Source organism: Maribacter sp. ACAM166, from assembly GCF_005771495.1.
GTDB lineage: Bacteria > Bacteroidota > Bacteroidia > Flavobacteriales > Flavobacteriaceae > Maribacter.
The window spans coordinates 1-13,130 of sequence record NZ_VAUW01000019.1 but is presented as its reverse complement, the minus strand read 5'-3'; the positions used below and the strand labels follow the sequence as shown (position 1 = coordinate 13,130).

Here is a 13,130-nt window from a genome sequence, read left to right as displayed (position 1 = left end):
TTAAATTTTAAGGCCCCTATTTGATTTATTGAATAGGGGTTTTTTTATACGAATTGAAATCTTTAATATTTTACTGTATGAAATGGATTTTACTTTCATGCCTCGTAGCAGTTTCTTTTTCTTGTAGGGAACGTGCCGAAGCAACCGAAGCGAAAATTGAATCATCACCCAATATTATTTGGTTGGTGGCAGAAGATCAATCGCCAGATTGGTTTCCGATGTATGGAGATTCAATTCAGTCCCTTCCATATTTAGAGTCTCTCTCTAAAGATGGTGTGATTTTCACTAATGCTGTAGCTCCAGTTCCCGTATGTGCACCGGCTAGGAGCGCGATTATTACCGGAATGTATCCTACAACTTTAGGGACGCATAACATGCGCACTTATAATGCATACGCCAAAGGTGAAAATGAACCTACTATAGGTATTCCTAGCTATTCTCCCGTAGTACCTGAAGGAGTTAAAATGTTTACTGAGTACCTTAGAAAAAACGGATATTATACATCCAACGGTCCCAAAGAGGATTATAATTTTGAAAAAACAGATGCGGCATGGAATGATTCAAGTAAAGATCATCATTGGCGTAACCGAGAATCCGGCCAACCATTTTTCAGTGTTTTTAATTTCTCCGTTTGCCATGAATCGCAAATTTGGGCAAGAACTTATGATTCACTTTTCGTAGATCCGGCAGATGTAAAGGTTCCGCCTTATTTTCCTGATACTGATATAGTGCGGCATGATTTGGCTGTTAATTATAGCAATCTTAAGAGACTAGATAATCAAATTGGAAAAATTTTGAATCAATTAAAGGCGGATGGACTTTACGACACTACTTATATCTTTTTTTATGGAGATCATGGCGGACCATTCCCTAGGTATAAAAGAGCACTGTATGATTCAGGATTAAAGGTGCCAATGATCATTAAGTTTCCCGTTAGCAAAGGAGCTGGAACTACCGATAATCGTTTATTCAGTTTCATTGATTTGGCGCCGACAGTACTCTCTCTTGCAGGAATAGAGCCACCAAAAGTGATACAGGGCAGTGCTCAATTCGGAAAATTTGAAGTCAACGTTAAACCCAAAATAACCTTTCATTCCTCAGATAGATTTGATGAACTATATGACCGACTGCGCGCTGTGCGATCTCCTCGATTTAAATACATTAAAAATTTTAATGAGGATTTAAGTAGGGCGTTACCCGTTACTTACAGGGAGCAAATGGCTACTATGAAAGAATTAAGGAGATTAGATAGCTTGAATGAATTAACCGAATTTCCATCCATCTGGATGCAATCGGTTAAACCAAAAGAGGAATTTTATGATTTAGAAAAAGACCCTACTGAATTACACAATCTTTCAAGGATTCCTGAATATAAAGATTCATTGGTATATTACCGAGAATTGCTAAATCAATGGATAAAGAATATGAAAGATTTAGGAGAAGTGAAAGAGCAAGTTTTAGTACAAAACTGGCTGATTAAAGGAAAACAGCCTAAATTAAAAAAATTGCAATTAGAGGAAACAGCTCGGGGTATTGAATTAATCCATCCAAAAACTGGTACAACTATCTCTTGGCGGTATGTAACTGACTCTGTTTGGAATGTATATGTGAAGCCACTGAACAAGGTTATTCCCTTTGAAGCTAAGGCTGAACGAATAGGATATCAGGATAGTGAGATGCTGAACTGGAATTGATTTAGATTAATCTAATCTCTTAAATTGCAATAGTCTAAAATCACCTACTTGACTACCTGGAATCTCCAAGGCTTTTAGTGTAAGCGTTCCCGTTCCCTTTTTGAGAATGATAACGCCTAATTCTAGTGGTTTGAAGTCCTTTACGTAAGACTCCATTCTTGGTACCCTATCATTTTCCATACCTGTTAATTGAGGGTCGAACGGCTCTGTTATTTTCTTAGCAATTTTACTATTTTCATAACTTAATTCAATACTTGAACCTAAGTCTATTTCTGGACATGTATAATATAACTCAACTTGAAAATGACCATCTTCAAGTACTTCAACGTTCCAAGTAATAGAATCGGTAACGGATTTCCAATTCGTAAAAAATGAATCATTTGGCCATTGATTACTTCTTTTAATGTTGCCATTTGCCGTACCATCTCTGGCAGGAAGTTGTGTAAATATAGCTGTTGGATAGCCTATGGTAAAGTCACGATTATCATTTTTTTTGGTAATGAGAATGGTTTCTTTTTCCCAATCATTTTTTGCCTCTATTAGAGAATCCGTAATTTTAGGGTACTGCTTTGATACATCATTAGTTTGAGCACGATCAGCATTAATATCATATAATCTATTTTCCTCATCTAATCTAAATTGTTGACTACGAACGCTTGTTTTACCATTCCAATGGTTGTAAACCAAACGGTTTTTTAAATTCATTGATTTGCCTAAAAGCAACGGACTTAAATCTTTTCCATCAATTGGTTTTTCGGTATTAATAGGTAGGGACAGCAAACCAAAAAGGGTAGGTAAAATATCCATTCCGCTGGCAATTTCCTTGATGTTCAACCCTTGTTCAATATGGTTTGCCCATTGTATATAGAAAGGTGTACGAACCCCGCCTTCATCAACCGAACCTTTCTTGCCGCGCATGCCACCATTCCAACGATAAGCATTAGGGCCGTTATCAGAAAGATAGATGAGTATAGTTTCCTTTTCCAGTCCCAACTTTTTAATTTTATTGGTAACCCGACCAACATTATAGTCTATGTTTTCAACCATGGCCAAAGCTGCTTGAGTAAATCGTAAATCTTCTTCTAAATTATCTTCGGATACTAAGTTTAGTGGTTTACTTTTCATTTTATCCCAATACATATCGGGTACCTGCATTGGGCTGTGTGGAGTGTTATAGGGTAAATAAAGAAAAAAAGGAGTCGTAGTATCCTCTTCTATGAATTTGAGCCCTTGATTGGTAAGGTCATCAACTAAAAAACCTTTTCCTTTTACTAGTTCACCATTATCTTCTAACATCGGACTAAAATAGTTACCCCAATGCCCAGAGGCGAAACCATAAAAACGATTAAAACCTCTTGAATTGGGATGATACGGTGGCTGCATGCCATTATGCCATTTGCCAAAAGCTGCGGTACGATATCCAGCATCTTTAAGAAGTTCTGCTAGAGTGGTTTCATTTAAATTAATACGTTCACCACCCGATGATGTATCATAAACGCCCATTCGGGTAAAGTGCCTACCGGTTAAAATTTCAGCTCTAGTAGGTGAACATACCGGTTGCACATAGAAGTTTTCAAAGGAAGCACCCTTGTTTTTTAAAGAATCGATATGAGGGGTATTTAAATTGGTATTACCACTACTACTTAAATCGCCCCAACCTTGATCATCGGCAAGAATTAAAATGATATTCGGAGTTTTTACTGAGGATTCAGAGCTATCTTTTTTTTTCTCTTCTGAACAGGAAAGTAGCAGCAATAAAATAAAAATGGTTGAAATTTTAAATAGAGCCATAATTCACCTCTGTTATTTGTATTCTTAAAGCTAAATAGCCGATTTTAAAATAAAACTTTAATCCTTCACAGCTAAGCCCACCATAGAATCTGCAGTACCATAATACAGAAACCATTTATCTTGAAAATACACTAACCCTTCAATAAAAGTGGTGCCAGCTTTATATTGACCACTAACTTCATGGGGTAGGCTAGGACATATAAAGGGAGTTTCCATTCGTTCAATCATTTTAGTAGGATCATTTTTATCGAACAGAACTTGACCGCCACAGTAGGTTCCTTCTGGATATTTAGAAGTAGCACCATCGCCACTTAAATTTTTGCCATTATATAGCAAAAGAATACCAGCGTCGGTAAATAGGGCAGGTGGGCCTGGCTCTGTTAAATGGCTATCGAATTCATTTATCGAGGGTTTAAAACTATGTAATAATTGACCATCATCATTTAAAGTTGGTTCCCAATCTACTCCATTTTCTGAAGTGGCTAGATTAACAAAAAGTTCACCCCAATACATTAAGTATTTTCCTTTTATTTTTTTAGCGATTAAGCGGCCATTTACCAATTCAGTGACTATGGAGCCTGATTTGCTCCATTCATCCAAAAACTTACCGTTGTATGCATTTTCAAAGACAGGGCCTTGTTTAGTCCAATTTTTGAGGTCTGTTGAGGTTGCACTTGAAAGACGGGCAATATCTTTGTTCCAACTCGTATAAAGCATGATATAGGTGCCGTTTGGAGTTTCTACTATACGAGGATCTTCAATACCTCCGGGTTGGTCCCATTGTGAAAATTCGTCATTATCCGGGAACAACACAGGCTTTGAATATTTGGTGAAGTCAACACCATTTGTACTGTACGCCAACCCTATACGTGATGTTCTTCCACCTAGAATAGCATCAGGATTATCTTCTGCCCTAAATAATAGAAATACGGTATCATTTTTCACGATTGCACCAGGATTAAAAACGTCAGCTTTTTGCCAAAGAACTTCTTTTTTTGAAACAGGGTCAAGAAAGGTATATGTGGAGTCGGCCTGCATGATAGGATTGATTTCTGTTTTTTCAAACCCCAATAACCATGGAGAATCTTTCGAATCACTTGTATTGACCGCCTTTTCTTTCTCCAGTCCGCATGAGGTAAATAATATAACTAAAGTGAAAACTAATGTAATATGCTTGTTCATTGTTTTTGGTTAAATTGCTAAAATATCAGTAAATTTTAAGATAGACATTTATTCTTTATGAACTAAATATTAATACTGGAAGATGTTGGATAACAGAATGCGTGAAAAATTAAACTACATAAACACCTTGCTAAAAGGTTTGAAAAAAGGCAATAACATTGCTATACTATTGGTTTTTACTTTGGTGTTGTTTTTCTGTTGTAAGGAAAATACTAAGGCAATAGAAACAGGCCATCAATCATCAGAATTCAGTATTCAATCAGACACACTTACTGTAGAAGATAGTATCAAAACAGAAACTAAAAAGGTCGTTACAGCTTTAAGTTCATTGATGGACACAACCTTCATACGGCTTGCAGATTACAGTGATGATTTTGGTTATGATTTAAGATATGCAACAGATAATAATTTTCTAAAGGCACAAGTTTATGACTGTGCTGAATGTTATACTAGGGTGAAAACAGCAAAAGCATTATTAGCGGCAAACGCATATTTTAAGGAACAAGGGGTGAAAATAAAATTTTATGATTGCTACCGTCCAAATTCGGTGCAATACAAAATGTGGGAAATAGTTCCGAATCCACAATATGTTGCAAATCCTGTTAAAGGTTCCATTCATAATAAGGGCGGGGCAGTGGACATCACTTTAGTTACTTTAAATGATGTGGAGTTAGATATGGGAACGGATTTTGATTTTTTTGGTAAGCGAGCCTATCATGATAATTTAGACTTACCGCAAGAAATTCTGGCTAATAGAAAATTACTGAAAGAAACCATGGAAAAGTATGGGTTTTGGTCCACTAGAACAGAATGGTGGCACTATAACTTGCAAGGCGCTTCCAACGACCCAATAGCAAATTTTAAATGGTCATGTGAATGAAAAAGTTTAGAAATATGAAAAGTTTAGCACTACCAATTGTATTAATTTTTATAGGTCAAATAATGGCGCAAGATACTATTATGCCACTGTGGCCAAAAGATAAGATACCCAATAAAATAGCATCTAATGAGTCAGAAGTCCGTAAGCTTGATGAAATATTGGTGGTAAGCAAGGTTCAAGAACCTACACTAGAAGTGTATTTACCTGCGAAACGAAATGCAAATGGGGAGGCGATGCTCATTTTCCCAGGAGGTGGGTATGGGGTACTCGCTTATGATTGGGAAGGAACGGATATTGCAAAATATTTGAACGGTAAAGGTATTGCAGGTGTTGTTGTGAAATATAGATTGCCATCTGATAAAACCCAAAAAGAGAAACAAAATGTTCCATTAATAGATGCGCAAAGAGCTTTGCGATTGGTTCGATTTCATGCTAAAAAATTTAATATTTCCCATGATAAAATTGGCATCATTGGGTTTTCTGCAGGTGGGCATCTGGCGTCTACTTTAGGCACGCATTTTGACGACCTTGTTTATGATTCTATAGATGCTGCGGACAAGGAGAGTGCACGACCAGATTTCATGGTATTAGGGTACCCAGTAATAAGTATGGGCTTAATGACCCACAGAGGTTCCAAAAACAATTTATTAGGGAATAATGCGACCCAAAAACTACAGTACCATTTTTCGAATGAAAAACAAGTGACAGCAAATACACCACCCACGTTCTTGTTTCATGCTACGGATGATAATGCCGTACCCGTTGAGAACAGTTTACTTTTTTATAAGGCACTTAAGGACAAAGGAGTCTCCGCTACGATGCATTTGTATCCTACAGGGGGACACGGTTTTTCCCTAGCACTTAATGACCCATATTTACGAGGTTGGACAGCGCTTATGTATGATTGGATAGAAAGCTTGGATTAGTTTTTATTTTTCGAGAAAAATATAGAAGCTAATCTAGTTAACTTTTATATTTTTGCAATCCGATTTCATGATGTAGCCCTTTGGAAAAGTTCAGGATTAACTGTACTATATTAGGTTTTGGCTTATTAAGAAAGCTTATTTTGATTTCCATTTATAATAATTTTTAATTGAAGTTTCGGGATGTAGCGCAGTCCGGTAGCGCACTCGGCTGGGGGTCGAGTGGTCGCAGGTTCAAATCCTGTCATCCCGACAAAAAGGGTGTCAATAGACACCAAAACATAGCTAATCTTATGGAAATCAGGGATTTTCATTTTTCTTGATATCATAAGATTGGCTTTATTATCAAATCAAAGGTTACCTATTCGGTTACCTAATTTATTACCAGAATTTTCACTACATTGGTAATTGAATAGATTTGACTTTCGCAACGATTTGACTTTCGTAAACAAATCGATTATTAATTTAAAGCGAGAGTTTATGCAGACTTCAAAGACTTTTAGTATTCATTTTTGGTTGAGTATGGCCAAGAAAAAAGAAGATTTTGCACCCATTTATGCACGAATTACGGTTGATGGTAAACGTGCTGAAATCAGTTTAAAACGGTTCACTTCGGTTACCTATTGGGATACCCGTTCCAAAAGGGCAAATTCAAGAACTTCCGAGGGGAAATCCCTCAACGTGTATTTAGACCAAGTTTACTCTGATTTATTGGAATGTCAGAAACAGCTTGTTGGAGAATCCAAATACGTTACAGCCCAAGCCATCAAGGCGAGGTATCTCGGCGAAGATGAACAGCACAAAACACTTCTCCAACTGGTTTCCTACCATAATAAAAATATGGTTTCCGTGCTCAAACCCGGCACTATGAAAAATTATTATACTACGGAACGTTATATCAAAAGGTATTTGAAGAATAAGCTAAAGACCAATGACGTTTTCCTCAAACAATTATCCTATAAATTTATAATTGACTTTGAACAGTTCCTTCGTAACGGTAAATCTATAAACCGTTCCCAACCCCTAAAGAAAAATGGGGTTATGAAACATTTGGAACGATTAAAAAAGATGATGAACCTCGCCCTCCGATTGGAATGGGTGGAAAAAGATCCTTTTGTAAGGTTCTCGCTGAAGTTCACAAAACATCAACGAGCGTTTTTATCCCAATCGGAACTTGAAGTTCTGGAATCTGCTCAGCTTTCAAAAGAGATGCATCAAAAAACAAAGGACGTTTTTGTCTTTGCCTGTTATACGGGCCTGTCTTATATCGATGTGAAATTGCTTAGCGATGAACATATTGTGCGCGGTATCGATGGAGAATATTGGATATTCACAAAAAGAGAAAAGAACGATGAAGCGGTAAAAATCCCTCTTTTGGATAAGGCTTTTGATATTATAAGAAAGTATGACCAAGATTCCGAAAACAAACAGGAAAAACTTTTGCCTGTATTTTCAAATCAAAAAGTCAATATATATTTGAAGGAAATAGCGTCAATACTTAAAATTAATAAAAAACTTACGTTTCACGCGGCCAGACATACGTTTGCAACCACCGTTACACTTTCCAATGGAGTGCCCATTGAAACAGTATCTAAACTTTTAGGGCATACAAAGCTTTCCACAACTCAAATCTATGCCCGGGTCATTGAACAAAAGGTTTCATAGGATATGCTTTCCTTGCGCAGTAAATTAAACAAGAAGAACCAGGCCGAAACAAGACTGTCTTATCAATAATTCTGTTTAGAGAATATCTTTTAGGCTCAATATTTATATTCGTCTTATATGAAAAATTATAAACAGTTGGCTTTGGAGCAAAGATATCAAATCGAAGCTTTGGTAAAGGCAGGTTCAAGTATTACTAAAATAGCACAGATTATAGGCGTAAACAAAAGTACGGTATCGCGCGAGCTATGCAGGAATATTCCTGTCCGTGGCAGAACTGCGGGCAGCTATATTGCATTACATGCCCAAGACAAGGCACTTAAGAGGCATAAAGTCAAACCAAAACAGGTATTGCTTACCGATGCACTTAAAAAGCGTATTTCGGGGCTTATGGAATATGAAAAGTGGAGTCCCGAGCTTATTGCGAATAGGCTTGCAAAAGAATCCCAGGAGTCTGTAAGTCATGAGACCATATACAAATGGATATGGTTAAGCAAACATAGCAATCATCGTAAACATGATCCATATAAAAAGCTTTACAAATATTTACGCCATACCGGACGACGGCAAAGGCGCAATAATATAAAGGACAGACGCAGAGCCATTATAGGAAGGGTGGGTATAGATGAACGCCCAGAGGTCGTGGAGCAACGATTACGAATAGGCGATATAGAAGTAGACCTAATGATGGGAAGCAATCATAAATCGGCGTTACTGGTAATGACCGATAGAACAACACTGATTACCATGCTAGAGAAGCTCCACAGTAAAAATGCGGACGAAGTATACCTCAAAATGAATAAAAGACTTACCAATTTTAATGCTTCTTGGATAAAAACTATAACTTTTGATAATGGAAAGGAGTTTGCACACCACAACAAAATAGCAGAGCACTTAAATGTAAAAACTTATTTCACTAGACCATATACCTCTCAGGACAAGGGAACGGTAGAAAATAGAATAGGTATCATCAGAAGATTTTTCCCTAAGAAAACAGACCTTCGACAGGTTTCGGTCAAAAGGATAAAAGAAGTAGAAAGATTACTAAATTACAGACCTATTAGAAAGTTTAATTATAATAACCCAATTGAAGTCCTAAATAAAAGATGTGTTGCACTCAGCGTTGCTTAATAAAGGGAAAAAATAGAGTAATTAGATAAGATTTTTCACTCTATAATCTTAAGGCTTTTAATATAACTCTTTCCCCACCTTGCCTAATTTCTATAAAATAAAGCCCAGGACTTAATTCATTTCTTAATTTAATAATATCCTTATAAGGTGAATTGTATTGTTTAATCATTTTTCCATAAGCATCAATAATTCTAATACAGAGGTTCTCACGATTCATACTCTCAATGCGCAACGTAAAAGTATCCGAAGAAGGGTTTTCAGCTAAAGTAACATCAAATTTTGCGCTGCACTTTATTTGGGAATTAATAGTTATACTTGTAGAACCTAAACTAGTACAATCTCCCAATCTGTTATGAGGTCCTTCTGTCGTTACGGTGTAAGTTCCTTCTGGTACTATTACAGTGTCTCCTGAAATACGTACTCCCTTAATTGGACTTACTATATAGGTGTATGATGCATCATAGTTACTTATAACAAAGCTTCCTGTAGCTGTTTCACATGTTGGTTGTGTTACCGAACCTAAGGTTGGTGTTACAAGTTGCGTACCAGTTACCATCCAAACACAATTATCACTATCAAACGTAGCATTTTCGTAACAAGCCGTTATTGGTTCTTCTGGTTGCGTACCAGTTACAATCCAAATACAGTTATCACTATCAAACGTAGCATTTTCGTAACAAGCTGTTATTGGTTCTTCTGGTTGTGTACCCGATACAATCCAAACATAGTTATTACTATCAAACGTTGCTATTTCATAACAAGCTGTTATTGGGTCTTCAGGTTGTATCTCAATTACAATCCAAACACAGTTATCGTTATCAAACGTTGCTATTTCATAGCATTCGGTTGTTGGTTCTTCTGGTTGTTTACCAGTTACAATCCAAATACAGTTATCACTATCAAATGTTGCTATTTCATAGCATTCGGTTGTTGGTTCTTCTGGTTGTGTACCAGTTACAATCCAAACACAGTTATCACTATCAAACGTTGCTTTTTCGTGTAAAGTAGTTGTTGGTTCTTTAGGCTGCGTACCCGATACCATCCAAACACAGTTATCACTATCAAATGTTGCTATTTCATAACAAGCTGTTGTTGGTTCTTTTGGTTGTTCAACCGTTACTTTTACTTTAGCTGTAGCGTTAATACCACATATTCCTTTTACTACAACTGAATAAGTGTAAAAACCTGAATTAGGTCCTGACCATGTTCCGCCTGAATCTGCATCTGTTAAAGATGCAAATAATTCTGCTTCTGTTGGTTGATTAGCCTCCCAACATATTGAAATCTCTCCGTCTGTTCCTGCATTTGGTGCGCTAACTTCTGTTACTATTATTTCTGCCGTATCTCCTGAACATTTTTCTGATGCGGGTATGGTATAGGTATATACCAAATGAACATTAGACCATGTTCCACCTGTATCTTCTCCTGTTAAGGCATTAAATAGTTCTGCTTCCGTTGGTGTAGTTCCCTCGCAAACTGTAAATGTTCCGTCTGTTCCTGCATTTGGTGCGCTAACTTCTGTTACTAGTACTACTGCTGTATCTCCTGGACATGCTCCTGATGCGGGTATGGTATAGGTATATACCAAATCAACATTAGACCATGTCCCACCTGTATCTTCACCTGTTAGCGCACCAAATAATTCTGCTTCTGTTGGTTGATTAGTCCCCCAACATATAGTAATCTCTCCGTCTGTTCCTGCATTTGCTGCTGGACTTTCTGATACAGTTACTATAGATGTATCTGTTTCTGTCGTACATTCGCTAGTAACTGTATAGGTATAAACACCTGCTACTGGACCTGTCCAGACTCCACCTTCCTCTTCGCCTGCTATGGCTTCAAATAATTCTGCTTCTGTTGGTTTATCAGTTCCTTCACAAATTGTAAGCGCTCCGTCTGTTCCTGCATCTAATTCTAGTCCTGAATCGCAGATTACAGCCAAACTTGTTTGTGAGTTATCATTTGAACTATTCGCATTGCCTTGAGAAGTATTTAATGGAGGTGTTTTACAATTAGGGCATAATACCGCATTTTGTGCCATAATATATACAATATTCCCTAAAATTAAATCGTTATCACTCAGCACATTGCCTCTAACAGTAAGCAAAATATCACCACCATTAGAGTTGTCAAAACCTCCACCTGAATTTGTTAATTTTATTGTATTTGAAGAACCAGTTGTTAAACTCAATTGACTCCAACGTGTGTCGCTTCCTGAAGCAATTCCTATAATTTCAGTATTGGCGCCAACACTAATAGTGACTCGTAATGAATTTTCAACTATAGTTTGGTTACTATAATTACCAACAGTAGCAATCAAAATTCCTGTGGAACCTTGAGAAACACTTGATGGACTCATTAAAATTGCAATTCCAGGATCTGCGTTATTTTGTGCATATCCTTTCGGTATCACCATAAATGCTGTAAAAAACAATACTATTAATTTATTTAGAGAATTGTTCATGATCTTATTGTTTAACGGTAACATTTTTTTTGGATATTTAACAACAATCATTCTTATTGAGCTTTAACAACAGTGTTGTAAGTATTATTAGAATTCTCACTATCTAATCCTGACCCATTTTCAATTGTAACTGTAATTGGTTGCGTAGTTTGAGTTGGTATATCTGATTCCCGTTTTATCGTAAAACCAATAGATGAGAATGTATTGGCATTAATTATAACACCTGGTTTTAATGTCATTGTTATACTGAATGAATTTTCAGTTATTATCCAGTCACTATTATTAACTGAAACACCACTAGAAGTGCTAGTCGCAGCTCCATACGTAATCAAAAATGCTTTTCCTTTTGTAATTGTAAGAACTACTTGCCCAACTGATGGTGCACTTTTTATTTCAGATATGTGAACAACAAAATCTTTTGTATCTCCTGCAGATAAAAAGATTAAATCATCAATATCTATTGTTGGTGTAAAGTCTGGTTGAACTGAGGCTACTATTACGGTTGGTGTGTCATTCTCATTTGTTGTACCAGAGGTATCGGTTATGTCATTCCCTTCAGGATCTTGAGCAGTAGCCAAAGCCGAGTTGGTTACCCCTCCTGCATCAATATCATCTTGTGTAATGGTATAGGTAGCCATTGTTAAAGTCGTTGCGTCTGGTGCTAAAGAAGTAATTGGGCTTCCCCTGAACATCAATCCTACCATTTGGTCAGTTATAATGACATTATTCAATGTAGTATCTCCTGTATTTTCAATTGTAAATATATAGGTGATTACATCCCCTAGGGTTCCCGTTCCACTCACGACTGCACTCTTAACCAATGCAATGCCTGGATTTTGGTCTAAGGTTGTTACCGTTGGTGTGTCATTCTCGTTTGTTGTACCAGAGGTATCGGTTATGTCATTCCCTTCAGGACCTTTAGCCGTAGCCAAAGCCGAGTTGGTTACCCCTCCTGCATCCATATCATCTTGTGTAATGGTATATGTTCCAGTGATTGCATCGCTAGAATCTCCCGCTTCCAAAGAAGTAATTGGACTTCCAGTGATCGTCAATCCTACCATTGGGTCGGTTACCACGACATTGGTTAAAGTCGTATTACCCGTATTTTCAACGGTAAAGGTATAGGTGATTTCATCCCCTAGAGTTCCCGTTCCACTCACGACGGCACTCTTAATCAAGGCAACAGTTGGAGTTTGGGTGAAGGTTGTTACCGTTGGCGTGTCATTCTCGTTTGTTGTACCAGAGGTATCGGTTATGTCATTCCCTTCAGGACCTTTAGCCGTAGCCAAAGCCGAGTTGGTTACCCCTCCTGCATCCATATCATCTTGTGTAATGGTATATGTTCCAGTGATTGCATCGCTAGAATCTCCCGCTTCCAAAGAAGTAATTGGACTTCCAGTGAT

The 13,130-nt window shown here is 37.2% G+C and carries 9 protein-coding genes and 1 tRNA gene; 6 read left to right on the top strand and 4 right to left on the bottom strand.

Features of this window, described 5'->3' with window-relative positions; genetic code table 11:
• Window positions 1-77: 77 nt before the first annotated feature.
• Window positions 78-1,694, top strand: coding sequence for a sulfatase (locus ES765_RS13080; RefSeq protein WP_138114770.1), 1,617 nt, complete (start codon window positions 78-80; stop codon window positions 1,692-1,694).
• Window positions 1,695-1,700: 6 nt separating this feature from the next.
• On the opposite strand, the gene ES765_RS13075 is transcribed toward ES765_RS13080, so the two are convergent.
• A complete protein-coding gene (locus tag ES765_RS13075; protein ID WP_138114769.1) occupies window positions 1,701-3,485 on the bottom strand; it encodes an arylsulfatase in 1,785 nt (594 codons plus the stop codon).
• A gap of 57 nt (window positions 3,486-3,542) precedes the next feature.
• The gene (locus ES765_RS13070; RefSeq protein WP_138114768.1) at window positions 3,543-4,667 is read right to left on the bottom strand and encodes a glycoside hydrolase family 130 protein; all 1,125 of its coding nucleotides are present in this window, start codon (window positions 4,665-4,667) and stop codon (window positions 3,543-3,545) included.
• 82 nt (window positions 4,668-4,749) lie between these two features.
• Here ES765_RS13070 and ES765_RS13065 point away from each other — a divergent pair, with 82 nt between their 5' ends.
• From ES765_RS13065 to ES765_RS13045, 5 genes are all read left to right on the top strand, one after another.
• Entirely contained in the window at window positions 4,750-5,547 is a 798-nt protein-coding gene (locus ES765_RS13065) for a M15 family metallopeptidase (protein ID WP_249356394.1), read from the top strand.
• On the top strand, window positions 5,544-6,473 hold the full coding sequence (locus ES765_RS13060; protein WP_249356391.1) for an alpha/beta hydrolase: 930 nt from the start codon (window positions 5,544-5,546) through the stop codon (window positions 6,471-6,473). Before ES765_RS13065 ends, ES765_RS13060 begins: the two co-directional genes overlap by 4 nt.
• Before the next feature lie 176 nt (window positions 6,474-6,649).
• Window positions 6,650-6,723 (top strand) — tRNA-Pro (locus tag ES765_RS13055).
• Between the two features lie 227 nt (window positions 6,724-6,950).
• Window positions 6,951-8,135: a site-specific integrase gene (locus ES765_RS13050; protein WP_249356389.1), complete on the top strand. Its 1,185-nt coding sequence runs from the start codon at window positions 6,951-6,953 to the stop codon at window positions 8,133-8,135.
• A 117-nt stretch (window positions 8,136-8,252) separates the two neighbouring features.
• Window positions 8,253-9,263: an IS30 family transposase gene (locus tag ES765_RS13045; protein WP_138114767.1), complete on the top strand. Its 1,011-nt coding sequence runs from the start codon at window positions 8,253-8,255 to the stop codon at window positions 9,261-9,263.
• A gap of 40 nt (window positions 9,264-9,303) precedes the next feature.
• Here the strand turns inward: ES765_RS13045 and ES765_RS13040 are convergent, their stop codons facing one another.
• Together ES765_RS13040 and ES765_RS13035 are read right to left on the bottom strand one after the other, a co-directional pair.
• Window positions 9,304-11,727 carry a T9SS type A sorting domain-containing protein gene (locus ES765_RS13040; protein ID WP_171017301.1) on the bottom strand — a complete coding sequence of 808 codons (2,424 nt, stop codon included), beginning with the start codon at window positions 11,725-11,727 and terminating at the stop codon, window positions 9,304-9,306.
• 53 nt (window positions 11,728-11,780) lie between these two features.
• Window positions 11,781-13,130, bottom strand: a 1,350-nt coding sequence (locus ES765_RS13035) for a DUF11 domain-containing protein (protein ID WP_138114765.1), incomplete at its 5' end; no start/stop codon positions are given.